The organism is Streptomyces sp. SCUT-3 (assembly GCF_014083985.1).
GTDB lineage: Bacteria > Actinomycetota > Actinomycetes > Streptomycetales > Streptomycetaceae > Streptomyces_H > Streptomyces_H thermolineatus.
On record NZ_CP046907.1, the window covers coordinates 299,575 to 323,265 of the forward strand.

General features: G+C 73.1%; 26 protein-coding genes and 2 pseudogenes. 17 read left to right on the plus strand and 11 right to left on the minus strand.

Annotated features, from left to right (window positions below; translation table 11 throughout):
• Positions 1 to 18: 18 nt before the first annotated feature.
• Positions 19 to 771 (minus strand): isocitrate lyase/phosphoenolpyruvate mutase family protein, encoded by a 753-nt coding sequence (locus GQS52_RS01395; protein ID WP_182311283.1) that lies wholly within the window; start codon positions 769 to 771, stop codon positions 19 to 21.
• A 219-nt stretch (positions 772 to 990) separates the two neighbouring features.
• On the opposite strand from GQS52_RS01395, the gene GQS52_RS01400 reads away from it, so the two are divergent.
• Entirely contained in the window at positions 991 to 1,533 is a 543-nt protein-coding gene (locus GQS52_RS01400; RefSeq protein WP_182311284.1) for a DapH/DapD/GlmU-related protein, read from the plus strand.
• 130 nt (positions 1,534 to 1,663) lie between these two features.
• Here the strand turns inward: GQS52_RS01400 and GQS52_RS01405 are convergent, their stop codons facing one another.
• Entirely contained in the window at positions 1,664 to 2,284 is a 621-nt protein-coding gene (locus tag GQS52_RS01405) for a DsbA family protein (protein ID WP_182311285.1), read from the minus strand.
• Positions 2,285 to 2,657: 373 nt separating this feature from the next.
• Between GQS52_RS01405 and GQS52_RS01410 the strand changes: the two genes are divergently transcribed.
• Together GQS52_RS01410 and GQS52_RS01415 are read left to right on the plus strand one after the other, a co-directional pair.
• A complete protein-coding gene (locus tag GQS52_RS01410; RefSeq protein ID WP_182311286.1) occupies positions 2,658 to 4,148 on the plus strand; it encodes an FAD-binding protein in 1,491 nt (496 codons plus the stop codon).
• A gap of 340 nt (positions 4,149 to 4,488) precedes the next feature.
• Positions 4,489 to 5,342, plus strand: a pseudogene (locus GQS52_RS01415) (putative protein N(5)-glutamine methyltransferase).
• A 45-nt stretch (positions 5,343 to 5,387) separates the two neighbouring features.
• Here the strand turns inward: GQS52_RS01415 and GQS52_RS27215 are convergent.
• Together GQS52_RS27215 and GQS52_RS01420 are read right to left on the minus strand one after the other, a co-directional pair.
• Complete coding sequence (locus GQS52_RS27215) at positions 5,388 to 5,522, minus strand: hypothetical protein (RefSeq protein ID WP_259370498.1); 135 nt, start codon at positions 5,520 to 5,522, stop codon at positions 5,388 to 5,390.
• Entirely contained in the window at positions 5,519 to 6,124 is a 606-nt protein-coding gene (locus GQS52_RS01420) for an NAD(P)H-binding protein (protein ID WP_182311287.1), read from the minus strand. Before GQS52_RS01420 ends, GQS52_RS27215 begins: the two co-directional genes overlap by 4 nt.
• Positions 6,125 to 6,183: 59 nt before the next feature.
• Between GQS52_RS01420 and GQS52_RS01425 the strand changes: the two genes are divergently transcribed.
• Positions 6,184 to 6,579: a helix-turn-helix domain-containing protein gene (locus tag GQS52_RS01425; RefSeq protein ID WP_182311288.1), complete on the plus strand. Its 396-nt coding sequence runs from the start codon at positions 6,184 to 6,186 to the stop codon at positions 6,577 to 6,579.
• A gap of 146 nt (positions 6,580 to 6,725) precedes the next feature.
• Here the strand turns inward: GQS52_RS01425 and GQS52_RS01430 are convergent, their stop codons facing one another.
• From GQS52_RS01430 to GQS52_RS01440, 3 genes and pseudogenes are all read right to left on the minus strand, one after another.
• A complete protein-coding gene (locus GQS52_RS01430) occupies positions 6,726 to 7,091 on the minus strand; it encodes a transposase family protein (RefSeq protein WP_259370499.1) in 366 nt (121 codons plus the stop codon).
• Between the two features lie 57 nt (positions 7,092 to 7,148).
• Complete coding sequence (locus tag GQS52_RS01435; RefSeq protein ID WP_182311290.1) at positions 7,149 to 7,334, minus strand: DUF1737 domain-containing protein; 186 nt, start codon at positions 7,332 to 7,334, stop codon at positions 7,149 to 7,151.
• Between the two features lie 129 nt (positions 7,335 to 7,463).
• Positions 7,464 to 7,625, minus strand: a pseudogene (locus GQS52_RS01440) (IS5/IS1182 family transposase); the annotation flags it as partial.
• Between the two features lie 56 nt (positions 7,626 to 7,681).
• On the opposite strand from GQS52_RS01440, the gene GQS52_RS01445 reads away from it, so the two are divergent.
• The 3 genes from GQS52_RS01445 to GQS52_RS01455 all read left to right on the plus strand — a co-directional run bounded on the left by GQS52_RS01445 (position 7,682) and on the right by GQS52_RS01455 (position 9,709).
• Entirely contained in the window at positions 7,682 to 8,389 is a 708-nt protein-coding gene (locus GQS52_RS01445) for a DUF6333 family protein (protein ID WP_182311291.1), read from the plus strand.
• Between the two features lie 49 nt (positions 8,390 to 8,438).
• A complete protein-coding gene (locus GQS52_RS01450) occupies positions 8,439 to 8,918 on the plus strand; it encodes a diadenosine tetraphosphate hydrolase (RefSeq protein ID WP_182311292.1) in 480 nt (159 codons plus the stop codon).
• Between the two features lie 221 nt (positions 8,919 to 9,139).
• Complete coding sequence (locus tag GQS52_RS01455) at positions 9,140 to 9,709, plus strand: AAA family ATPase (protein ID WP_182311293.1); 570 nt, start codon at positions 9,140 to 9,142, stop codon at positions 9,707 to 9,709.
• A 133-nt stretch (positions 9,710 to 9,842) separates the two neighbouring features.
• Here GQS52_RS01455 and GQS52_RS01460 read toward each other — a convergent pair whose 3' ends face one another.
• Both GQS52_RS01460 and GQS52_RS01465 read right to left on the minus strand, forming a co-directional pair.
• Complete coding sequence (locus GQS52_RS01460; protein ID WP_259371015.1) at positions 9,843 to 12,023, minus strand: catalase; 2,181 nt, start codon at positions 12,021 to 12,023, stop codon at positions 9,843 to 9,845.
• 271 nt (positions 12,024 to 12,294) lie between these two features.
• Positions 12,295 to 12,645 carry a hypothetical protein gene (locus GQS52_RS01465; RefSeq protein WP_220472725.1) on the minus strand — a complete coding sequence of 117 codons (351 nt, stop codon included), beginning with the start codon at positions 12,643 to 12,645 and terminating at the stop codon, positions 12,295 to 12,297.
• A gap of 125 nt (positions 12,646 to 12,770) precedes the next feature.
• Between GQS52_RS01465 and GQS52_RS01470 the strand changes: the two genes are divergently transcribed.
• The 6 genes from GQS52_RS01470 to GQS52_RS01495 all read left to right on the plus strand — a co-directional run bounded on the left by GQS52_RS01470 (position 12,771) and on the right by GQS52_RS01495 (position 17,175).
• Positions 12,771 to 13,658, plus strand: a complete 888-nt coding sequence (locus GQS52_RS01470) for a helix-turn-helix transcriptional regulator (protein WP_220472726.1) — start codon at positions 12,771 to 12,773, stop codon at positions 13,656 to 13,658.
• A complete protein-coding gene (locus GQS52_RS01475; protein ID WP_182311295.1) occupies positions 13,651 to 13,911 on the plus strand; it encodes a DUF397 domain-containing protein in 261 nt (86 codons plus the stop codon). The genes GQS52_RS01470 and GQS52_RS01475 overlap by 8 nt, the downstream gene beginning before the upstream one ends.
• A gap of 410 nt (positions 13,912 to 14,321) precedes the next feature.
• The gene (locus tag GQS52_RS01480) at positions 14,322 to 14,660 is read left to right on the plus strand and encodes a hypothetical protein (RefSeq protein WP_182311296.1); all 339 of its coding nucleotides are present in this window, start codon (positions 14,322 to 14,324) and stop codon (positions 14,658 to 14,660) included.
• A 71-nt stretch (positions 14,661 to 14,731) separates the two neighbouring features.
• A complete protein-coding gene (locus GQS52_RS01485) occupies positions 14,732 to 16,063 on the plus strand; it encodes a hypothetical protein (protein WP_182311297.1) in 1,332 nt (443 codons plus the stop codon).
• A gap of 44 nt (positions 16,064 to 16,107) precedes the next feature.
• The gene (locus tag GQS52_RS01490; RefSeq protein ID WP_182311298.1) at positions 16,108 to 16,605 is read left to right on the plus strand and encodes a hypothetical protein; all 498 of its coding nucleotides are present in this window, start codon (positions 16,108 to 16,110) and stop codon (positions 16,603 to 16,605) included.
• A gap of 60 nt (positions 16,606 to 16,665) precedes the next feature.
• Positions 16,666 to 17,175 carry a hypothetical protein gene (locus GQS52_RS01495; RefSeq protein WP_182311299.1) on the plus strand — a complete coding sequence of 170 codons (510 nt, stop codon included), beginning with the start codon at positions 16,666 to 16,668 and terminating at the stop codon, positions 17,173 to 17,175.
• 98 nt (positions 17,176 to 17,273) lie between these two features.
• Here GQS52_RS01495 and GQS52_RS01500 read toward each other — a convergent pair whose 3' ends face one another.
• Together GQS52_RS01500 and GQS52_RS01505 are read right to left on the minus strand one after the other, a co-directional pair.
• Positions 17,274 to 18,797 carry a potassium/proton antiporter gene (locus GQS52_RS01500; protein WP_182311300.1) on the minus strand — a complete coding sequence of 508 codons (1,524 nt, stop codon included), beginning with the start codon at positions 18,795 to 18,797 and terminating at the stop codon, positions 17,274 to 17,276.
• Positions 18,798 to 18,839: 42 nt separating this feature from the next.
• Complete coding sequence (locus GQS52_RS01505; RefSeq protein ID WP_182311301.1) at positions 18,840 to 19,130, minus strand: DUF3040 domain-containing protein; 291 nt, start codon at positions 19,128 to 19,130, stop codon at positions 18,840 to 18,842.
• Between the two features lie 464 nt (positions 19,131 to 19,594).
• On the opposite strand from GQS52_RS01505, the gene GQS52_RS01510 reads away from it, so the two are divergent.
• From GQS52_RS01510 to glpK, 4 genes are all read left to right on the plus strand, one after another.
• Entirely contained in the window at positions 19,595 to 20,182 is a 588-nt protein-coding gene (locus GQS52_RS01510; protein WP_182311302.1) for a GNAT family N-acetyltransferase, read from the plus strand.
• A 233-nt stretch (positions 20,183 to 20,415) separates the two neighbouring features.
• Positions 20,416 to 20,871: a hypothetical protein gene (locus GQS52_RS01515; RefSeq protein WP_182311303.1), complete on the plus strand. Its 456-nt coding sequence runs from the start codon at positions 20,416 to 20,418 to the stop codon at positions 20,869 to 20,871.
• A 181-nt stretch (positions 20,872 to 21,052) separates the two neighbouring features.
• Complete coding sequence (locus tag GQS52_RS01520) at positions 21,053 to 21,910, plus strand: MIP/aquaporin family protein (protein ID WP_182311304.1); 858 nt, start codon at positions 21,053 to 21,055, stop codon at positions 21,908 to 21,910.
• 47 nt (positions 21,911 to 21,957) lie between these two features.
• On the plus strand, positions 21,958 to 23,475 hold the full coding sequence (gene glpK, locus GQS52_RS01525) for a glycerol kinase GlpK (protein WP_182311305.1): 1,518 nt from the start codon (positions 21,958 to 21,960) through the stop codon (positions 23,473 to 23,475).
• Positions 23,476 to 23,691 lie beyond the last annotated feature (216 nt).

Genomic DNA, 23,691 nt, shown 5'->3' on the forward strand with positions numbered 1-23,691 from the left:
GCGGGCCCGCCGCGGCGGCTACGCGTCGGCGCCGGCCGGCGAGGCCGTGCGGCGGACCAGGTCCCGGAGCCCGGCGGTGGCCTGCCGGTGCAGGCCGCCGCCGAAGGTGACCCGCGAGGCGCCGAGCCTTCCCAGGCGGGCCGGCGCCGGGCCGCCGGGGAGGCACAGGGCGTTGACCGGGACGCGGAGGCCCTCGGCCAGGTCGGGCAGCACCTCGGCCGGGGCGAGGATCGGGTAGACGACGTCCGCGCCCGCCCCTGCGTACAGCCGGCCGCGGCGGACCGCCGACTCCACCGAGCCGTCCCCGTGCAGGAAGGTGTCGACGCGGGCGTTGATCACCAGGCGGCCGGCGGCCGCCGCGCTCACCTCGGCGAGCCGGTCGGCGTGCTCCCGCGGATCCTCGAGCTCGCCGGTGGCCGGATCGGAGTCCTCCAGGTTGCAGCCGACGACGCCCGCCTCCAGGAGCCGTTCGACGATCTCTGCGGGGGCGAGCCCGTACCCGGCCTCGATGTCGGCGGTCACCGGCACGTCCACCGCGCGGACGATCCTGCGCAGAGCGGCGAACATCTCGTCGGGCGGGGTGTGCTCGCCGTCCTCGTACCCCAGCACCGCGGCGACCGCCGAGCTGGAGGTGGCCAGGGCGGGGAAGCCGCCGTCGGCGAAGGCCCGGGCGCTGACCGCGTCCCAGACGTTGGGGAGCACCAGCGGGTCGTCGGGCTCGGCTCGGTCGTGCAGCGCCCGGAACGCCTCGGCGCTCGTCCTGGCAGGCATCAGTCGTCTCCCACAGTCGTCGGGCGCTCGTCGCCCGGGTCCGTCCGGCGGAGGCAACTCTGCACGCCTCCGGGCCGTCCGGAGAAGATCTGGGATGCTTCGGGTCGGCGCACTGCCGTGAGGCGGGGGATGCACACGCATGCGCGCCGCAAGGAACCGGACTCCCCGGGCACCGGCCCGGGGCCGCTGCCGGCACCGGTGCACAGAAAGGATCGTGGCATGTCCAGCGACCGCCTCATGCGCATCCACAGCGCCGAGTTCAAGGCCATGGCCGAGCGGGTCCTGCGGGTCACCGAGCTCACCTCCCGCCTGAACGTCCTGCCCTTCGAGGACGAGGCGGGCAAGGCGGAACTGTTCGAGCAGATCCTCGGCAGGCCGCTGCCCCCGAGGGTCACGATCTATCCGCCCTTCTACACGGACCACGGCCTGAACCTCGACCTCGCCGAGCGCGTCTTCATCAACCAGAACTGCACGTTCCTGGACTACGCCGGTATCCGGCTCGGCGAGCGCGTGATGATCGGACCGAAGGTCACGTTCATCACCAGCGGCCACCCGGTCGATCCCGGGGAGCGGCGGCTGTACCTCACCGGCGCACCCATCGACGTGGCGGAGAACGTGTGGATCGGTGCCGGTGCCACGATCCTGCCCGGCGTCAGCATCGGCCGTGACGCCGTGGTCGCCGCCGGCGCGGTCGTGGCCGACGACGTCCCGCCGGCAAGCCTGGTGACCGGCAGCAAGGCGACCGTGCACCGGAGCTGGTGACGGCCCCTTCGACGCCACGCCGGATCCGGCTGCGGGCAGCCACCGCGTCCCGCGGCCCGGGCCCGGGCAGTCCCGGGGCCGGGCCGTCCCGGAGCCGGGCCGTCCGCGCCCCGGGCCGCACGGCGGCGGGTCAGTCGAAGTCGAGCTCTCCGGTGCGGGTCCTCTTCAGTTCGAAGAAGTCGGGGTACGCGGCCAGGGTGCGGGCGGCGTCGAAGAGGCGCGCGGCCTCCTCGCCCCGGGGGATCGAGTTCAGGACGGGCCCGAAGAAGGCCACGCCGTCGATGTGGATGGTGGGCGTGCCCACGTCCTCGCCCACCGGGTCCATGCCCTCGTGGTGGCTCTTGCGCAGCGCCTCGTCGTACTCCTCGCTGTCGCCCGCGGCCAGCAGGTCCGCCGGCAGGCCGACCTCGGCCAGCGCCTGCGCGGCGACCTCCGCGAAGTCCTTGCTGCCGCCGTTGTGGATGCGGGTACCGAGCGCGGTGTAGAGGGCGGGCAGCACCTGCTCGCCGTGCTCGAGCCCGGCGGCGGTGCAGATGCGGACCAGGGACAGCGAGTCGTCGACCAGTTCGCGGTACCAGTCGGGCAGTTCCCGGCCCTCGTTGAGCACGTACAGGCTCATCACCCGGAACCGCAGGTCCAGGTCGCGGTGCTTTTGGACCTCGAGGATCCAGCGCGAGGTGATCCAGGCGAAGGGACAGACCGGGTCGAAGTAGAAGTCGACCCTGGCAGGGCGGTCGGTTGCAGCCGTCATGCAAAGGCTCCTGTGGTGTTCATGGTGAGGTGTTCGCCGTCGGCCTGCTCACCATAGGGCGCCGACGGGGCGTTCCTCCTGCGGATTTGACGCTTGATCACTTGTATCCGGTCGTCCCGTCCTGCCTCCGCCCCGCTCCTGCCCCTGCCCCTGCCCCAACTCCCGCTTCCGCCGTACGGATCCGGCCACACCCGCGGCGGGACGGAAGCGTTTTCGGCCACGCAGGGAAGGATTCGAGCCACTGTCATATGCCTGACAGGACAACGGTGCTGGTGGAACCGATGATGTTGCTGCGCCGACCCGGCCGGAACCGTGCGTGTCACGGCGCGCGCGCCCTGTACGGACGGCCACAACCGTCCCGAGGAGGGCGCACATGCCCCTGGAACCGACCCGCCGCAATGCTCTGCACGGCTTCGCCGCGATGGCCGTGGTGATCGGCTTCGACCCCCTGAACCGCCTGTGGGTCACCGACGACGGCCGGCAGGAGGGGGGCGCCCGCCGGGCCGCCTCGGCCACCCTGGAGGCGCTGCCCCCGCTCGACGGGACGCTGCTCGTCGACGAGGCGTCGCTGGCCGCGGCGGCGGACGACTACGGCCACATCGTGCACCGCACGCCCTCCGCCGTCCTGCGCCCGGGGTCGGTCGCCGACATCGTCGCGATGGTCCGGTACTGCAACACCCGCGGCCTGAAGGTCGCCCCCAGGGGCCAGGGCCACACCACCTACGGCCAGGCCCAGACCGAGGGCGGCCTCGTCGTCGAGACCTCCCCCCTGGACCGGATCGGCCAGGTGAGCGGGAACACCGTGACCGTCGGCGCGGGCGCCCTGTGGAGCTCGGTGGCCAAGGCCACCCTGGCCCACGGCCTCACTCCCCCGGTGTTCACCGACTACATCGAGCTCTCGGTCGGCGGGACCCTGTCCGTCGGCGGCCTCGGCGGGCAGACCCACCGCCACGGCTCCCAGCTCGACACCGTGACCGAGCTGAAGGTGGTCACCGGCGCCGGTGAGCTGATCACCTGCTCCCCCACCCGCCGCGCCGACCTGTTCCGGGCCGTCCTCGGCGGGCTCGGCCAGTGCGCGATCATCGTCGGCGCCACCCTCCGACTGGTCACCGCACCCGAGACCGTGCGCCACTACCAGCTGCCCTACTCCGACCTGGAGACCTTCCTGGCCGACCAGCGCCGGCTCGTCACGGAGGGCCGCTTCGCCTACGTCGAGGGGCAGGTCTCCGCCGCCGAGGACGGCTCCTTCAGCAAGTACGTGCTGGAGGCCGTCGCCTACGGTCCCCCGGCCGGCCCGGCCCCCGACGACACGCAGCTGCTGGCCGGCCTGCGCCACGACCCCGCCGGCGCGCAGATCGCCGACATGGGCTACTACGCGTTCCTCGACCGGCTCGCGGCGGGCGTGGCGGCCCTGAAGGAGGCGGGGCTGTGGGACTGGGCCCACCCGTGGCTCAACGTCATGCTGCCCGGCGACTCCGCCGCCCCCCTGGCCGCGTCCCTGCTCCAGGACCTCGGCCCCGACGACGTCGGCCCCGGCGGCGTCGTCCTGCTCTACCCGCTGCTGCGCGAGCGGCTGCGCCTGCCGATGCTGCGGACCCCCGACGACCCGGTCCCCTACCTGATGTCGGTGCTGCGCTCCTGCCCGCCCGGCGACAAGGAGACGGTCGACCGCCTGCTCGCGGCCAACCGCACCGCCTACGAGACGGTGCGCGACAGCGGCGGCCTCCAGTACCCGGTCGGCTCGATCCCGTTCACCGCCGCCGACTGGCGCGACCACTTCGGGTCGGCGTGGCCGCAGCTGGCCGCCGCCCGCAAGTGCTACGACCCGCGCGGCGTCCTCACCCCGGGCCAGGGCGTCTTCTGACGACACCCGGCCCCGGCCGGGTGCGGCCCCTGAACGAGCCGCGCCCGGCCCCGCCCCCGCCCGCCGTCCCCGCCTCCCCGCGCCCGCCGGCCCCAACGCCACGGGGCCGCGGGGCCACGGGGCCGGCAGGCGCGGGGAGGCGAAGTCCGCATTGCCGACGGTGACAGCGCGTCCGTTCGCCCGCACGCCGTGCGGTAGTGTGGCCGTCCCACGCAGTGAACGCACCGAGGAGGTGAGCCCCATTACCGCTGCAGCAGGCCGGGCGCTCCCCCCTCACGGCCGTACGGTCCCTCAGGCGTAGGCGACCGCGGAGCGCCCTTCGACGTCCCGAAAGGCACTCATGCCGGCTTCGCCGTCACTTCTCACCCTCCCGACCGTCATCGCCCGGCTCCGGGCCGCGGGCTGCGTCTTCGCCGAGGACGAGGCGCGGTTGATCCTCTCCGCGGCACGCACCCCCGGTGAACTCGCCTCCGCGGTGGACCGGCGCGTCGCCGGACTGCCCCTCGAACACGTCCTGGGCCGGGCCGAGTTCCGCGGCCTGCGGATCCTCGTGGACCCCGGGGTGTTCGTGCCCCGCCGCCGCACCGAGTTCCTCGTCGACCGGGCCGCCGCCCTCGCGCGGCCGGGGGCCGTCGTCGTCGACCTGTGCTGCGGCTCGGGCGCGCTGGGCGCGGCGCTGGCCGCGGCCGTGGACTGCGTCGAACTGCACGCCGCCGACATCGACCCCGCAGCGGTGCGGTGCGCCCGGCGCAACGTCGTCCCCGCCGGGGCCGCGTGTACGAGGGAGACCTGTACGAACCGCTGCCCGCCGCGCTGCGGGGCCGCGTCGACGTCCTGCTCGCCAACGTGCCCTACGTGCCCACAGGCGAGATCGGGCTGCTGCCCGCGGAGGCCCGCGAGCACGAGGCCCGGGTGGCGCTCGACGGCGGCGAGGACGGACTCGACGTCCTGCGGCGGGTGGCCGCGCAGGCGCCGCAGTGGCTGGCGCCGGGCGGCAGCCTGCTGTTCGAGACGAGTGAGGGCCAGGCACCGGCGGCCGCGGAGACCGTCGCCCGCAGCGCTCTGGTCCCGCGGGTGGCCGTCGACGAGGAGCTGCACGCCACCGTCGTCGTCGCGACCCGGCCCGGCGCCGGCGGAGCCTGCACCGACGTGCCCGGCGCCGTGCGCGGTCCGGGCACTCCGCACGGCGGCTGACCCGCCGGGACCGCGGCGAGGTCCTTGGGCCGGCGGGCCGGACACTCAGCCCGCCTGCCCCGCCGGGGTGGTCGGGAGCAGGTCGTTCACCCGCGGACGCGGGCGGCCACCGGTCTCCTCGGAGCGGCGTATGCGGTCGGCCGCCCACGGCGTCGGGTTGTCGTGGACCGGGCGGGTCATGCGGCGGACACCCCCGCGTGCGTCCGGTGCAGGGTCGGCGTCTCGGCCTCGTCCAGCAGCGCGCGGGCGAAGTCCCCGGGCGTGATCAGGCTGTCGGCGGCCGCCGGGGCGACCGCGTAGCCCCCCGAGGGCTCGCCCTCGCGGTCGAAGTCCCCCGCCGGGCTCAACACCACCCAGTCCAGCGCCTGCGGCGCCGCCGCCCGCAGCGCCTCGGTGCCGGCTGCGTGGCCGACGTAGAACTCCCGCCACTCCTGCGGGTACCCGGGAGTGTCCATCAGCAGGTCCCCGGACGCGGTGGGCAGTACGGACGCCAGCCCGACCGACACCAGCCGCTCCACCCCGGCCGCCGTGAGCCCCTCTGCGAGAGCCCGGGCGGCGGCGGGGAAGAACTCCCCGGGGCGTGCCCCGGGTTCGTACACGGCGACGATCGCCGCGTCGTGCCCGGCCGCGAGCCGCGCCACGGCCGCCGGGTCCGTCACGTCCCCGTCGGCCCGCCGGGCAGCGGTGACGTCGTGGCCCCGCCGCCGGGCCTCCGCCACGGCCTCCCGGCCGACTCGTCCACTCGATCCGAACACGATGATCCTGCGGTTCTTCGATTCCATGGGCGGGAGCCTAGGCAAGTGGCTGGTTTCCGATCGGATACCGCCCTACGGTGTGGACCATGACCGAGCCGGAAGCAGAACGGGCGCCGCTGGACCCGGAGATGTTCGACCCCGTCTGCCCGTCGCCGCTGGCGCCGTTCCGCGTGGGCGACAAGTGGGCACCGATGGTCCTCCGGTGCCTGCAGGACGGCCCGCGCCGGTTCTCGGAGCTCAAGGTCCCGCTGGGCGGCGTCACGGCCAAGTCGCTGACCCGGTCCCTGCGCGGCCTGGAGCAGGCCGGTTTCGTCGCACGGGAGGAGCACGGGGGAACGGAGCGCCGCGTCGAGTACTCCCTGACCCCGCTCGGCCGGGGCCTGCTGGGGGCGCTGGACGCGGCCTGCGAGTGGACCCGGGAGCACTGGGACGAGCTGATCGACGCGCAGGAGGCAGGCCTTTCGGGCACCGCCGGTCGTTGACCGGCCCGGGACACGGTCGCGCGCCCGCACCCACTGCCCTGCCCTCCGGATCGGCCCACGACAGCCTCCCTTCACGTTCCGGGACCGGGCCGCACCGCGGCGGGCGGCGGCGTCACCCACCGCGGCCGGGATCTCGTGCCACTCCTTTATGAGCAACGGACTCCAGCGACCGGGACGGCGAAGCCGCGGACCGCCAACGGCGACCGGACCTCGCGGACCGCGTTCGAGATGGTGGAACGGTCCGCCACGTACAAATCGGCGAGCGCCGCATGCGGCAAACCGAGCCGCAAGTGCACCAACGCAACCAGCAGCCGGTCCGCGAAGACCAGCCGCCGCTTCGGTCCGGCACCTGCCGCCCGACGTCGGCCCTGGCCATGCCGCCGGCGCAGCGCCGGCTCACGGGCAGCCTCCCGACGCGGAGCAAGCTCTTCGAGCAACTCGCCGAAGTGTGCACGGGAGACCCCGGACAGGGCAGGACGGGAACAGGCCGCACGGGCCCGGGCAAGCGTCACGACTCGCCCAACCCGTGCGGTCCTTCTCGTGTCACGGGCAGGCCGCGACCGCAAGTCCTACGACTGTGCCGGCCATACCACCGCTTGGGCGACGATGACCCTCTCACCGTTGAAAGCGACAGCAGGGCCTTCGTGCAGTTCGTAGCCAAGAGCCATCGCTTCGCTCACACGATGGCAGAACGAGGCATCGTCCGGGCCGGTCAAGACTCGGTAGATGGGCAATCCGTCTGGTGGTGTACTCATGCAGAGGAAGATCTCATGCGCGCCCGTCCACCGAGCCAGGCGGCCGGCCTTCCCCGGGCCAATCGCTCCCAAAGTCGTTGGCCGCCATCAACGAGTGGCTGCGACCAGCACTTTCGAAACGCACCCCGGCAGGATCCGGTCCTCCGGTGCCAGACTCCACGGCCGGCCCTTGCGTACCGGGTTCACGCCCTCGCGCCGCATCGCAGTGACCGGCTTGCCGAACTGCCGCGGGTTCAGCCCGGTGAACGGGGATTTCCAGGACGGCTCCGACGACGTGACTGCATCAGTCACCACGGGATCACCTCATTCGTGACCAACAGTTACCGGATAACCCTTAAACTCCCCCCGTGAGCACGGAACCGCGTATCGCCTGGCGGCAGTCCACCCTCCGGATCATCCGCGTCCACCCGCCCTACGGCGCCCCCTACGACCAGCACACCGTCCGCCGCGCGCCGGCCCACGACCCGGTGCGCGCCCGCGCCGTCGTCGCCGGACTCCCCACCGTCGCCACGGTCGCCGAAGAACTCGGACCCGTGCTCCGCCGGCACACGGGACACCCCCAGGACATCGGCGACCTCGACCACGTCACCGTCGGCTGCTGGGGTGACGTCGTCCAGATCTGCGACCCGGCCTTCGGCGAGGACGGAATCCTCTCCACCAACCTCGACGACGCGTTCGACGCCCAGGTCGAGGCCCACCCCGAGGCCCGCATCACCGCCGTCTGCGAGATGTACTCGTTCGAGAGCTACGGCAAGTACCTCGCCCACGTCCCCGGACAGCCCCGCCTCTCCGCCGACGGCTGGCACGACCAGTACGTCACCGGCGACCCCGCGCAGCTCCTGCGGGCCGTCGGCGTCGACCCCCGCACCTCGGGCGTCGAGTACCTCGGCACCGGTGAGGACGATCCCTTCGTCGGCACCGAGTACCTCGACCTCCTCGCCCGCGGCCTGCACTCCGTCTACAGCAAGGAGAACCTGGCGGTGTCCGTCTTCAGGGTCACCCGCACCGAGGACGTCCGGGACTCCCTCGCCGACGTCTGGCTCCGGAAGGACTGAAGCCGGCGAACGGCTGCCCCGGGAGCCCGCGAGCGGGTAGGTTCCGGCCGTGGTCGACGACTGGCGGACGGACCGGATCGGCAGTGCTCTGCGGGGCGAGAACCCCACCGTCCTGCGGCGCTTGGACGCGGGGTTCGCGGTGATCGGCGATGTGCAGTTCCTGCCGGGTTACTCGGTGCTCCTGGTGGACGACCCGGCGGTGGAGAGGCTGTCGGACCTGCCCAGGGACAAACGACTGGCGTTCTTGTCGGACATGGACCGGCTCGGAGAGGCGGTCGAACGCGCCTGCCGCCGTTCGGACACGGCGTTCCGCCGGGTCAACCTGGAGATCCTGGGCAACACCGACGCGTTCCTCCACGCCCATGTGTGGCCCCGGTTCGAGTGGGAGCCGCCCCACCTGGTCGGCAGACCCGTGTGGCTCCATCCGCGCAGCAGATGGGGCGACGCGCGGTTCGCGCTCGGCCCGCGGCACGACCCGCTGCGCGAGGCGATCGGCTCGGAGCTGGACCGGCTGCGCCCGGCGCGCTGACGGCGGAGCGGTCACGGATTGCGTCTTCCCGAGGGCCCGGCACGGCCTGCGCGCGCCGGGAACCGCGCCGCGCCGCCCGGGGTCCCGCCCCGAAGGGCGCCCGCACGGGCATCGTGGTCCTCGCACGCGTGCGAGTCCGACACCGCGTCGTCCGCCCTGCGTGCACGGGCGCGGGCGCGGGCGCGCCGAGCAGAGTGAAGCGAAAGGGGCCGTTCCGCATCATGGAAGCAGACGTCACACCCGGTCAGGGCGAGGACACCCGCGGGATCCTCGTCGTCACCGGCATCTCCGCCTCCGGGAAGTCCACCGTCGCGCAGGCGCTCGCCGAGCGCATGACCCGGTCCGTGCACGTGCGCGGTGACCTCTTCCGCCGCATGGTCGTCCGGGGGCAGGTGCACATGACGCCGGACGCCCCGCCCGAGGCCGTCGCCCAGCTCCGGCTGCGCCACCGGCTGACCGCCACGGTGGCGGACGCCTACTGCGGGGCGGGGTTCACCGTCGTCGTGCAGGACGTCCTCCTCGGGGAGCACCTGACCGACATCACCCGGGCGATCCGGAGCCGTCCGTTGGCGGTCGTCGTGCTGGCGCCGGACCCGGCCGCCGTCGCGGAGCGCGAGGAGCGCCGCGGGAAGACGGGGTACGGCCCCTACTGGACGCCGGCCGACCTGGACGAGGAACTCCGCTGCAACACGCCCCGCATCGGGCTGTGGCTCGACACCTCCTCCTGGACGGTGGACGAGACGGTGGACGAGATCCTGAAGCGGGCCTGGACCGAGGGCCTGGTCCCCTGACGCCTTCCCGTCCGGCCGGGCCGCCGCGGGGAAGCGCGAGGAGACCCCGCAGGCTCCCCGCGGAGGCCGGACGCCGGGGGCGGGGCAGCGACCCGCCCCCGGCAGGGCCACGCGGGGCCCGCCCCCGGCAGGATTACGCGGGGCCCGCGCCCGCGGAGGCGGGGAAGCGTTCCCAGACGCGGTGGCGGGCCAGGAGGCCGGTGACCTCCTCCAGCACGGCGTCCGCCGAGGCGCCGACGACCACGCCGGGCGCCGCGGGCGGGCAGGCCGCCGCGACGAGTGCCCGCTCGGCGTCCGCCCAGCCGCCGACCGGCTTGGCGTGCCGGTACGCCTCGGCGAGCATCAGCAGCACGCGCGGGTCGACGGTGCCGGGACCTGCCGTGCCGTTGCCGGCCTTGGCGTCGCGCGAGCCGTGGGCGTCCGCGCCCGATCCGGGGGTGCCGGCCAGCAGGATCGCGTCGAACTCGACCGACCGGGCGGTGGTGAAGGTCCGCTGGACGGTGACCGGGTCGCCGCTGTCGGCCCCGAGCACCCCGCCGGCCGGGGCCACGACCAGCGGCACCATGCCGGCGTCGAGAACCGCCTGCCGCGCCGAGCGCACCGCGTCCAGGTCGCTGCCCCCGTCGGCGACGATGCCGATGATCCGGCCCTGCACCGGCCACTCCTTCCCCACCTGGGACAGGGCGGGGCTCGGCACGGCCTCCGGCAGGGGGCCGGACGGCTGCGGGGCGGGCAGGCCCAGCCCTTGGGCGACCTTCTCGCACAGTTCGGGGTCGATGTCGGCCAGCACCCGCAGGGTGCGCTCCTTGACGGCCTGCTCGTAGCACTTGCCGAGTTCGAAGGTGTAGGCGGCGATCAGGTGTTCGCGCTCGACCGGGGTCAGGCTCAGCCAGAACATCCTGGGCTGGCCGGTGTGGTCGGCGAACGACGCGGGCGCCTCGCGGACCTTGGCCGAGGCGGGGATCTCCCGGGGCACCTCGACGTACCCGCCGGCGTCCGCCCCGGCGGTGAACGGGCATCCGCCGTCGAGGGAGTTGGGCCGGTAGGGGGCGGTGCCGGTGTGCACGGCGGTCTGGTGCATGCCGTCGCGCAGCATGTCGTTGACCGGGGCGTGCGGCCGGTTGACCGGGATCTGGGCGAAGTTGGGGCCGCCGAGCCGGCTGATCTGGGTGTCGAGGTAGGAGAAGAGCCGCCCGGCGAGCAGCGGGTCGTCGGTGATGTCGATGCCGGGCACCAAGTGGCCCGGGTGGAAGGCGACCTGTTCGGTCTCGGCGAAGTAGTTGGTGGGGTTGGCGTCGAGGGTGAGCAGGCCGATCGGCTGCACGGGGGCGAGTTCCTCGGGCACGATCTTCGTCGGGTCCAGCAGGTCGATGCCCTCGAAGGTCTGCTCGGGGGTGTCGGGGAAGGTCTGGATGCCCAGTTCCCACTGGGGGTGGGCGCCGCTCTCGATGGCGTCGGCGAGGTCGCGGCGGTGGAAGTCGGGGTCGATGCCGTTGATCAGCTGCGCCTCCTCCCAGGTGAGGGAGTGCACGCCGAGCTTCGGCTTCCAGTGGAACTTCACCAGCGTGGTCCTGCCGGCGTCGTCGACCAGGCGGAAGGTGTGGACGCCGAAACCCTCCATCATGCGGTAGGAGCGCGGGACGCCCCGGTCGCTCATGTTCCACATCGTGTGGAACGTGGCCTCGGTGTGCAGGGAGACGAAGTCCCAGAAGGTGTCGTGGGCGCTCTGCGCCTGCGGGATCTCCCGGTCCGGGTGCGGCTTGCCCGCGTGGATGATGTCGGGGAACTTGATCGCGTCCTGGATGAAGAAGACCGGGATGTTGTTGCCGACGAGGTCGAAGGTGCCCTCGGAGGTGTAGAACTTCGTGGCGAACCCGCGGGTGTCGCGCACGGTGTCGGCCGAGCCGCGCGACCCCAGGACGGTGGAGAAGCGCACGAACACCGGGGCCTCGACGTCCTTGCGCAGGAAGGCGGCCTTGGTGACGCTCGCGGCGGTGCCGTAGCCGCGGAAGACGCCGTGCGCCGCGGCGCCCCGGGCGTGCACCACCCGCTCGGGGATCCGCTCGTGGTCGAAGTGGGTGATCTTCTCGCGCAGGTGGTGGTCCTGGAGCAGGACCGGGCCGCGGGGCCCGGCCTTGAGCGAGTGGTCGGTGTCCGGCAGCCGCGCCCCCTGGGCGGTGGTGAGGCGGTCGCCGCCCTGGGCACGCGGGCGCGGGCCGTCCTGCGGGGTGCGTCCCGTCGCGGACCGCAGCCCGGGCGAACGCTGGTCGGGCTTGGGCGGCAGCGGACCGTGCGGCTCGACGGGCTCCTCCACCTGCGCAGCCCGGGCCCCCGGGCGTCCGGGGACCCCCTCCGCCGGGCCGTCTTCCCGGCCCTCCCCGCCGGTGACCTTGTCGACGAGGTTCCTGACCGCCTTGGGCTCTTCCACTGTTCCTCCGGAGGCGTGGGGGTGTCGTGCACGTACCGCAGATCCGCCTCACCACTCCCCGCCCCGCCAAACAGGCACCCCGCGCGGCGCAACCGCCGTTCCCCCTCACGGCGCAACCGGGCGCCCCGCCCGCCCGGAAACGACCGGGGGCACCGCCTCAGCCGGGGACGGCCGCCCCCGACGGCTCCAGCCGCACCAGGCGCACGGAGACGTGCGGCGGCCGGGAGAACGCCCGCACCGCGGGCACCGGGGACGAGGCCCGCATCCGCGTCCCGCCGTCCACCTCCACGATCTCCGCGTGGTCCTCGAACTCCAGCCCCCACGCGGCGACCCGGGCGTCCACCCGCTCCCCGTACTCCTGCACCACCGCGAACAGGCGCGGCGCCGTGTCCAGCACGAGTTCGCCGACCAGGCCGGCGAACTCCGCCTCCCCGCACAACGGCGCACCCACCTGCTCCCGCCGCTCCCCCAACTCCCCCGCACCGCCGCTGTGTCCGTCGACCGACATGATGAACTCCTCACTCTGGGAAACGGATCCGTTGCCCTGCGTGCGGATATGCTTGCACGGAAGATGCACTCAGAAAAATGGACTTCCATTTTTCACCGTAAGGACTGACACCGCAGGAGAGGTTGATGGCGATGCAGGATGTCGGCAACGGGTCCTCCGTGGTACGGCGTTGGCAACTTGCCGCCACCATGAAGGAGATGCGCGAGAAGGCCGACCTCACCCAGGACGAGGCGGTCGACCGCCTGCGGAAGAGCGGCGGCCGCTGGTCGCACGCGAAGCTCTCCCGGATCGAGAACCGCGTGCACCGCCTCAAGCCCCGGGAGGTGGAGCAGCTCCTCGACGTGTACGGGGTCTCCGACACCGCGCGCCGCGAGGAACTGGTGCGCATGGCCGCCGAGTCCAAGGACAGAGGATGGTGGGTCCGCTTCGGGGCCGATCTCCCCGACGTGACCAAGCCTCTGCTCAGCATGGAGGACGGCCTGGTGCAACTGCGCGACTTCCAGAACCAGCTCGTACACGGCCTGCTGCAGACGTCGGACTACGCGCGTGCCGTGATGACGGCCGTCAACCCCGGCCAGGATTCGCCCGAGGAGCTGGAACGGCGGGTGGCCGCCCGCATGATCCGGCAGCACGTGCTGCGCAAACAGCCTCCTCCCCGCATGCACTTCATCCTGGACCAAGGCGTCCTGGAGCGCCCGGTCGGAGGGTCGTCGGTCATGCAAGGACAGCTGCTGAAGCTGCTGGAACTGACGGCCAGTCCGAACATCACCATCCAGATCCTCCCCGTCGAAGCGGGAGGCAGCCCGGGACTGGTCGGCCCCTTCTCCCTCCTGACCCTGCCCGACCCCATCCCCGACATCTGCTACGCCGAAGGCCCGGCCGGTACCTTCTATCTGGAGGACCGCGAACACGTGCGAACCTGCACACTGCGGTTCGGAATCCTCACCGAACTGGCGCTCTCCCGCGCCGAATCCGTCAAGGCGATGAACAGGGCGATGAAGAGATATGAGTGAGCGGCAAGAGACCGAGAAGGCAGACATACCCCGGGCGGACGCCCCCGCAGGGCCCCACTGGCGCAAGAGCAGCTTCTCCACCGGCGGCGGGAACGGCGGGGGCGACTGCGTCGAGGTCGCCGCGTTGCCGGACGGGCGGATAGCCGTGCGCAACAGCAAGCGCCCCGAGGCCGGGACGGCGTTCTTCACCCGCTCTGAGATGGCGGCCTGGGTCGCGGGCGCCAAGGCCGGCGAGTTCGACGACCTCACCTGAGCCCGAACACCCCGCAGCCCCGCGGCGCCGGGCGGAGCGCGCGGACCACGGCGGCAAACCGTAAAGAGAAAAGGGCGAAACGGACAGGATTTCTACGTTTTGCCGCCCCGGTTGCCACCCCGGTTCTTCGGTGGCGGCCGCGGCGGCAGGGTGCCCGGCGGGGGTGCGAACCGGCCCGCCCCCGGCTCGCACCCCCGCCCCGTACGCGAACCTGCGGCGCCTTCGGTGCGGCGTTGCAGCCCTTCGGGCCGTCAGGCCGACGCGAGGGTACGCGCGTCCCCGGAAACACCCGCTCAACTCCGTTGAGTGACCGTGGCTATACTCACCCCCCACAGCGTGTACGCGTCAAATATCACCACCTTCCACCCTGCGCGGACACAAGAAGACATGAAAGACATGGGGGACACGGCATGTCGACCGGGACGGAAATCGAGGATCCGGCAGCGCTCAACCGTGCGGGAAGCGGCGCACGCGACCTCGCGGGGCAGACGCGAACCGCCGGCGCCCATCCGGTGGACGAGACGCGCTCGGCATCCCGGGACTTCGGCGCCGGCAACTGGGACGGCAAGCTGGGCGGGACGCTCGCCGACCTGGCGGAGGTCTGGTCGGCCCAGGTCTCCGCGCTCGCGTCCGACTGCGACAGACTCGCCGACCAGTGCGGCGGTTCGGGGCTGCTGTACCAGAACACCGAAACCGCGAACACGCAGAACATGCTCTCGCTGTCGGCCGAGCCCTCGCCCTTCGGCTGAACCGGGCCTTTCCGTCCGCCGCCGCGCCGGCCCGACAAGAATCACGACTCCACGGGGGAATCGCCCAGCTCATGCCGACGTACGAGCACCTGTACCACCTCAATCTCGGCAACCTCAAAGCGGCCGCTGCCCGCTGGGAGGACACAGCCGACAAGTTCAAGGGGCTGCACACCACATACGGCAGCCAGGTCTCCCGCCCCTTCCGGCAGGCCGGCTGGGTCCAGCCGTTCCTGACTGCGACCAAGGCCGACAGCGACGTACGCGCCGCCCAGCAGCAGTTCGAGAGCGCCCACAAGGAGGCGAACGGCATCGCCGGCGTCCTCGCCTCACTGCACGCCGAGCTGAAGAAGGCCAAGGACGACCTCCACCACCTCGCCGACGTCGAGGCCAAGGAACAGGGCCTCCACGTCGGCGCCGACGGCACCGTCACCCCGCGCGACGACCTCTCCCGGAACACCGCCGCCCGCCACGACCCCGACGGCCAGACCGCCATCCGCGAACAGCAGGAAGCCTGCGAGGCGTTCGTCCGCCGTATCGAACGCGTCCTGCAGCGCGCCGCCGACGCCGACGAGACCGCCTGCTGGGCGCTGCGCCGCGATCTCGGCGGAAGCCGAAGCGACTTCAACCCCAAGGTCGTCACCTCCCTCGCCGACGCCGACTCCACCCGCGCGGCGGAGGCGAAGAAAAAGAAGGACGACGGCACGAAGGACGACGGGTGGGTCGCCGAAGGCGAGGCCGAGGCGTCCGGGCCCGGTGTCGGGTCGTCGGCCAGTGGGCCCGACGCCAAGACCGGCAAGCTGGGCGAGGCCGAGGCGCACGCCGACCTGGGCCGCGCGAGCGCGGAGGGCAAGCTCACCAACGGCCCGATGCAACTCGCCGGGGACGCCGAAGCCTACGTGGGCGCCAAGGCATCCGCTGCCGGCGGCGTCACCAACGAGGGCATCAGGGGCGAGGCCGGCGCCTTCGCGGGCGCCGAGGCCTCGGCCGGCGGCCGCGCCGACGTCGGCCCCGCCGGAGTGTACGGACGGGCGGAGGCCAAGGCGGGCGCCGAGGTCGGCGTCAGTGCCGGGGTCGGCCGCGACGGGGTGCAGGCGGGCGCGGAGGCGTTCGCCGGCGCGAAGGCCGGTGTCGCGGGAGGCGCGGACATCGGGGGCATCGGCGTGGGCGCGACGGCCGAGGGATGGGCCGGTGTCGGAGCCGAGGCCGAGGCGTCCCTCGGCAAGGGCAATGACGGCAAGTGGCACATCGGCGCGCACGCGGGCGTCGCCCTCGGGCTCGGCGGCCAGGTAGGTTTCGAGTTCACCGTCGACCCGGGGAAGGTCACCGACACCGTGGGCGATGCGGCCGACGCCCTGGGCGATGCGGCCGGCGCGGTCGGCGACGCGATCGGCAGCCTGTTCTGATGCACCTCTTCACCGCCCCACTGCCGCAGTAAGGAAGGCCCGAGATGCCCACGACCCTGCCCGTGCCGATCGAGTTCGAGCTTCCGGAAGGCTGGCGCGCCGCACCGCCGGACGACGTCGGCGCACCGGGTGCGGCGTTCGTCGCGCTGCACCCGCTGCCCGACGACGGATTCACCGCGAACATCACGATCGACGGCGAGTACCGCCCTGACGGGGCGACGCTGTCCGAGATCGCCGACGCCTCCGTGGAACGCCTGCGCCGGGCCTCCATGTCGGTCGTGGTCACCGGCCACCGCGAAGTCGGCTCCGCGGATGCGCCCGGTTTCACGCAGACGCTGGCCGTCTCGGGAATCGTCGGCGGCGTGCACCGCGACCTCGTCCAGTCGCAGGTGTACCTCTCCCTGCTGGACGTCGCCGATCCCCGCAAGCGGGTGGTGATCCGCCTGGTCCTGACCGCCACCGCGTCCCAACACCCTTCCGTCCTGGACGACTTCCAGGAATTCGTGCGGACGGTCCGTCCGGACGACGGCGCGGCTTCGTAGTGCGGGCCGCGGAAGCGGCGGACCTCGCACTGTCCATCCGACTCCTCATAGGTTGATCTCATGGGACTCTTCGACAAACTGACCGGAACCAAGCACCCCGCCGACGGTGTCGCCCCGCGGTCCGCCGCCGAGGTCCACGCGGCCCTGCTCGGCCTCAACCGCCCCGACGTCCCGTACGCCGTCCGGGACGGCCGTGAGGAAGAGGCCGACCTGGTGGCCGAGTGGCGCATCCTGGAACCGGCCTGGCAGATGTTCTTCAGCCGCGAGCAGGTGAGCCGGGTGTGGCAGGTCCGCATGCGCCTGGTCCCGGAGAAGCACGAGGTCCGCTCCCTCGACCAGCAGTACGAGGTCACCTGGGTGAACGGCGTCGCCAGCCTGTCCGTCTCGTCCGAGGTCCAGCGCGGCCAGGTGCGGACGGTCTCGACGCGCCGGGTGATCGGCGGCGGCGGGGACGACCCCGGCTCGACCGAGACGTTCAGCTTCGACAGCGCCGACCTGAAGAACCCCCTGCAGGAGACCGTCCTGGGCATGGGGTGGACCTGGCGCGGAGTCGTCTTCGGCAAGCTGTGAGACCGGCCGACGAGGCGGACCGGGGCGGCAAACCGTAGAAGGAAAAGGGCGAAACGGACGGATTTTCTGCGTTTTGCCACCCCGGTTCCGCCGGGGCGTCAGCCGGGGGCCGGGCGGTCGGCGGGTTCGGGGTCGCCGTGTTCACCGAGCCAGCGGGCGAGCCTGCCGCGCCGGCCGATCGCGCGGATCCGCCGCTCGGCGGCCTCCCGCACCGCGGGGGTGGTGATCAGGAGGAGCTCGTCCCCCTCGCGCAGCACGGTGTCGCGGGCGGGGACCATGGCTGCGCCCTCGCGGACGACCAGGGTGACGGCGGTCGGCGGCGGCAGCCTCAGCTCGAAGACCGCCACCCCCGACAAGCCCGATTCCGCGGGGACGGTCACGGTGAGCAGGTCGGCGTCGAGCACGTCCAGCGGGGCGGTCTCCACCTGGACGTCGCGCATCGCCCCGGGCCGGGTCAGGCCGAGGCGCCGGGCGGCGGCGGGCAGGGTGGGCCCCTGGAGCAGGGTGAAGGCGACCACCAGGACGAACACGATGTTGAGCAGGCCGTCCGCGCCGGCCACGCCCGACACGACGGGGAAGGTGGCGAGCACGATCGGCACGGCGCCGCGCAGTCCGGCCCAGGAGATGAACGCCTGTTCGCGTCGGGGCACGCGGAAGGGCAGCAGGCAGAGCGCGACCGAGACGGGGCGGGCCACCAGCAGCAGGAACAGGCCGATGACGAGGGCCGGTACGACCGCGGAGGGCAGTTCGCCGGGGGTCACCAGCAGGCCGAGCATGACGAACAGCCCGATCTGGGCGAGCCACCCGGCTCCCTCCGCGAAGGACCGCGTGGCGGCACGGTGCGGCAGCTTGGAGTTGCCCAGCACCATGGAGGCCAGGTAGGCGGCGATGATGCCGCTGGCGCCGGCCGCCCCCGCGGCGGCGAAGGCGACGATGCCGAAGCCCACGGTGGCCAGCGGGTACAGGCCCGTGGCCGGCAGGGCGATGTGCCGCAGCGCGACGGCGCCCAGCCTGCCGGTCACCAGCCCGAGCGCGCCGCCCGCGGCCAGTTGGTAGACGAGGTTGCCCGCGATGTCCAGCGGGGCGGGCGACTCGGTGGCCGCGGTGCTGAAGACCATCACCAGGATGATGGTGGGGGCGTCGTTGAAGCCGGACTCGGCCTCCAGCAGACCGGTGACCTTCTGCGGCAGGGGCAGTGACCGCAGCACGGCGAACACCGCGGCGGCGTCGGTGGAGGAGACGATCGCGCCGAGCAGCAGCGCCAGGTTCCAGTCCATGCCCAGCAGCCAGTGCGCACCGGCCGCGGTGACCGTCACGGAGATGCCCACGCCCGCGGTGGCGAGGATCCCGGCGGGCAGCAGCAGCCGTCTGACGTCGCTCCACCGGGTGCTCAGGCCGCCCTCGACGAGGATGACGCCGAGGGCGGCCGTGCCCAGGGCCTGCGCCATCCGGGCGTCGTCGAACTGCAGGCCGATCACGTCCTCGCCCAGGACCACTCCGACGGCCAGGAACAGCAGCAGGCTGGGCAGTCCGATCCGGTGGGCGGCGCGGGCGGCGGCGATGCTGACCAGCAGCACGGCGCCGCCCACGAGCAGTACCAGGTAGAGGTCCTCCAACCTCACCGGGCCGCTCCCCCGGGCGGCCCGGTGGTCCGGCCGGCCGCTTCACCGGCGGCTCCGGGAAGCCCTGCACCGCGGGTGGTCGCGATGAGGGTCGAACAGGTGCCCGGCGGCCCCTGCCAGGACCAGGCCCAGTGCGACGAGCAGGCCCTGCCCGACGACGAGGCCGGGCAGCAGCACCGCGACGGCGAGCGCCAGCACGGACCAGGCCGGCCCGCGCCGGTACTCGCGCGGGCTGCACGGGCGGCCGTCCGCCAGGGCGCGGGTGAACCGGGGGTCCTCCCGTCGCACGAGGTCCTCCAGCCCCGCCAGCGACTCTTCGTCGGACCGGCCCACGGCTCACCCTCCTCCTCCGAGGGGCGGCAGGTGTCCGCGCCCGTCCGGGCGGTGGCTGCTTTTCCGCGGGTCACGTTCTCCTCCTCGTCCGGCGGCCGGCCGGTGCGGCGTCGGCGGCCGACGCGGCACCGGCGGGGGAACGACCGCCACGACAGACGGCGTCAGGTGCACGGAGGGCAGGGCGCCCCGGCCGGCGCGTCGCTGTCGCGGGCCGGGCTGCGGGCCGCGCTCCGGCCCCCGCGCGTCCTGCCCTTCTCCCATCGTTGTCGGCCGCCCGGGCTCCGGCCATCGGGCCCGACACCCATCTTTCGAGGTGGACGACGTGCAGTTCCGCCCGCCGTCGGCGCGGTCGGGTCACGCACCCGTACCCGCCCGCGGCCGGTTCCGTCCGTCCCCGGCCGGTCAGGGCGCCGGCGCGGGTAATCCGGGTGCGGTCCGGCCGCCCCGCGTGATACTCGACCCGCATGGACGACGTGATGACGGCACGGCTCGTGCTTCACCCGATCAGCCCAGCGGAGGCCGAGCGGGTGGTGGCGGGGCGACCGGGCGACGGCGACCGGTGGGCCCCCGGATACCCCGCCGAGGGCGACGTGTCGGGAGCCGGGCGCCTGCTGAGGGCCTGCACGGAGACCGGCGACCCCCGGCCGTTCGGCACCTACGAGATCCGCCTCCGCGAGGACGGGTGCGCCGTCGGCGGTGTGGACTTCCTCGGTCCCCCGGACGAGGACGGCGTCGTCGCGATCGGCTACAGCCTGGTCCCCTCCGCCCGTGGCAGGGGGTACGCCTCCGAAGCCCTGCGCGCACTGCTGCACCTGGCCCGGGAGCTCGGTGTCAGCCGTCTGCGGGGGGACGCCGACCACGGCAATGCCGCCTCCCAGCGCGTCATGGCCGCGGCCGGCATGCGACTGGTCGCGGAGGACGAGCGGGTGAAGTACTACGAGATCTCCTGGGACGGCCCGGACCGGCAGGAGGACCCGTCGGAGGACCAACCGGAGGGCCCGTCGGAAGGCCCGTCGGAAGGCCCGTCGGAGGGCCGGCCGCTCTCCCGGTGACACCGGCCGACGCACACGACTCCCTCCCGGCCACCGCGCGAGGGCTCCGGCCGCGTTGCGGGCTCCCGCCCGCAAGGGGACACGCGGCCCCGACTGCGTCCGGGGGCGTCCGGGGGCAGCGCGGTTGCGCGGGATGCCGGGTATGCCCACCTGTGCCACGGTGGAGGTGCGGTACCGCCGTCCGGGCGAGAGCCGGACGGCGGCCGGTCCTCCTCACCCCCTAGGAGAACGACATGGCCAGTCATGTCAGCGGAGCCGGAGCTCGTGCCGGTGCCGCGTCCAGGACCGCCACGACCGGCGGGGTCACCGGCGGGCGGGTCGCGTTCGCCGCGACCGTGATGGTCATCGGCGGCCTCATGCACCTGCTCGCGGGCATCGCGGCGATCTCCAACGACTCGGTGTTCGTCACCAGCGGCGAGACGGCGAACTACGTCTACGCCTTCAACCTCACCGGCTGGGGCTGGGCCCACGTGATCCTCGGCGTCTTCGTCGCCGTCGTCGGTTTCGCCCTGTTCAGCGGGGCCACCTGGGCCGTGTACACCGGTGTCGCCCTGGCGGGTCTGGCCGCGATCGCCGACTTCCTGTGGCTGCCCTACACCCCGGTGTGGGCAACGGTGCTGATGGCGCTCAACATCTTCATCATCTGGGCCCTGGTCACCGGCCAGCAGACCGCCCAGCGGGAAACCTGATCCGCGGACCGGGCCCGGACGGTCCCGGCCCCGGGCCGGGCGGCCCTGCCCCAACGACCCCAACCCTCAGTCGGCCGTGCCCCGCACCGTTCGCACGACACCGTTCGCACGGCACCTTCCGTGGGACGGGCAGGACGCGGGGCGGGCACGGGCCGCGACCCCATCGGAAGGTGGGTGACTCATGGCCGAGAAAGCCGAGACATCCGGCAACGAGCACAGGTCGGGGCTGATCGGCGAACTGGCTTCGGAGTTCGCCGGCACCATGGTCCTCATCCTCTTCGGCTGCGGCGTGGTGGCGCAGGTCGTCGCCGGCGGCGCACTGACCGACGGGGGGCTGGGGAACCACGACTCCATCGCCTGGGCGTGGGGGCTGGGCGTGACCTTCGGCGTGTACGTCGCGGCGCGCCTGAGCGGCGCCCACATCAACCCGGCGGTCACTCTCACCCTGGCCGCGTTCAAGGGCTTCCCGTGGCGCAAGGTGCTCCCGTACACCGTGGCGCAGACGGCCGGGGCGTTCGTGGCGGCGCTGCTGGTGCGCTGGAACTACACCGAGGCGCTGGCCGCGGCGGACCCCGGGCACACCACCAAGACCCAGATCGTGTTCTCCACGCTCCCCGGTAACGGGGCCACGTCCATCCCGGTCACCGAGTGGGGCGCCCTGCGCGACCAGGTGATCGGCACCGCGATCCTGCTCATGCTGGTGCTCGCGGTCACCGACATGCTCAACACCCCGCCGCAGGCCAACCTCGGCCCGTTCGTCATCGGCCTGATCGTGGTGGCGATCGGCATGGCCTTCGGCACCAACGCCGGGTACGCGATCAACCCCGCCCGCGACTTCGGCCCCCGGCTCGCCAGCTTCCTCACCGGCTACGGCGGGGCCTGGCGGGACCAGTACGGGAACTTCTACTTCTGGGTGCCCATCGTCGGCCCGTTCGTCGGCGGACTGGTCGGCGGACTCGTGTACAAGGTGCTGGTCAGCAGGTTCCTCCCGGCGGCCGGGCCGCAGGAGGTGGGCCGCACCCCGACGCCGGACGAGTGACCCGGGCCGGGGCTGCCCGTACGAGTTGAGGACGAGAGGCGGAAGAGATGCCGGAATTCGTCGGCGCGGTTGACCAGGGGACCACCAGCAGCCGCTTCATGATCTTCGACCACGACGGCAACGAGGTGGCCAGGCACCAGCTGGAGCACGCCCAGATCCTGCCGCGCCCGGGATGGGTCGAGCACGACCCGGTGGAGATCTGGGAGCGCACCAACAACGTGATGCAGAACGCCGTGCGGACCTCCGGCCTGGACGCCTCCGACCTGGCCGCGATCGGCATCACCAACCAGCGCGAGACGACGGTGGTGTGGGACCCGCGCACCGGCCGCCCGTACTACAACGCGATCGTCTGGCAGGACACCCGCACCGACTCCATCGCGGCCGCCCTGGAACGCGACGGGCACGGCGAGGTGATCCGCCGGAAGGCGGGGCTGCCGCCGGCCACGTACTTCTCCGGCGGCAAGCTGAAGTGGCTGCTGGAGAACGTCGACGGGCTGCGGCAGGCGGCCGAGCAGGGGCACGCGGTGTTCGGCAACACCGACAGCTGGGTCCTGTGGAACCTCACCGGCGGCCCGGACGGCGGCGTCCACGCCACCGACGTGACCAACGCCAGCCGCACCATGCTGATGAACCTGGAGACCCTGGACTGGGACGACGAACTGCTGGAGATCTTCGGCGTCCCGCGCACGATGCTGCCGCGCATCCACTCCTCCTCGCACCCGGAGGCGTTCGGGCGCACCCGCACCTCCCGGCCGCTGCGCACCGCCGTGCCGGTCACCGGGGTGCTCGGCGACCAGCACGCGGCGACCGTGGGCCAGGTGTGCTTCCTGCCCGGGGAGGCGAAGAACACCTACGGCACCGGCAACTTCCTGGTCCTCAACACCGGCACCGAGCTCGTGCGCTCGCAGCACGGGCTGCTGACCACGGTGGCGTACCGGTTCGGCGACGAGCCGGCGGTCTACGCCCTGGAGGGCTCGATCGCCGTCACGGGGTCGGCCGTGCAGTGGCTGCGCGACCAGCTGAAGATCATCAAGCACGCCGCCGAGAGCGAGTGGCTGGCCCGCACCGTCGAGGACAGCGGCGGCATCTACTTCGTGCCGGCCTTCTCCGGCCTGTTCGCCCCCTACTGGCGCTCCGACGCCCGCGGCGCGATCGTGGGCCTGGCCCGCTACCACACGGACGGCCACCTGGCGCGGGCCGCGCTGGAGGCCATCTGCTACCAGAGCCGCGACGTGGTGGACGCCATGGAGCAGGACTCCGGGGTGCGCCTGGACGTGCTGAAGGTGGACGGCGGGGTGACCGCCAACGACCTGTGCATGCAGATCCAGGCGGACGTCCTGGGCGTTCCGGTCAGCCGCCCGGTCGTGGCCGAGACCACCGCGCTGGGCGCCGCCTACGCGGCCGGACTGGCCACCGGCTTCTGGCAGGACACCGACGAGCTGCGCTCCCACTGGCAGGAGTCCAAGCGCTGGGAGCCGCAGTGGAGCGAGGAGCAGCGCGAGGAGGGGTACGCGGGCTGGAGGAGGGCCGTGGAGCGCACCCTCGACTGGGTGAAGGTCGGGTGAGGGTCGCCCGACCGGCGCAGCAGCGGCCCCCGTGGACACCGGTCCCGTGGACGCCGGTCCCGTGGACGTTCCGCCGGGCCGTGCGCCCTGTCGGCCCGGGCGCGCCCGGGCCGGCAGGTGTGGGAGCGCCCGGCCGGGGAAGCCGCGCCCACAAGCTGCACCCCACCACGTACGAGAGCACTGCCCGGCCGGGCCGGGCGGGCGGAACGGATGCCC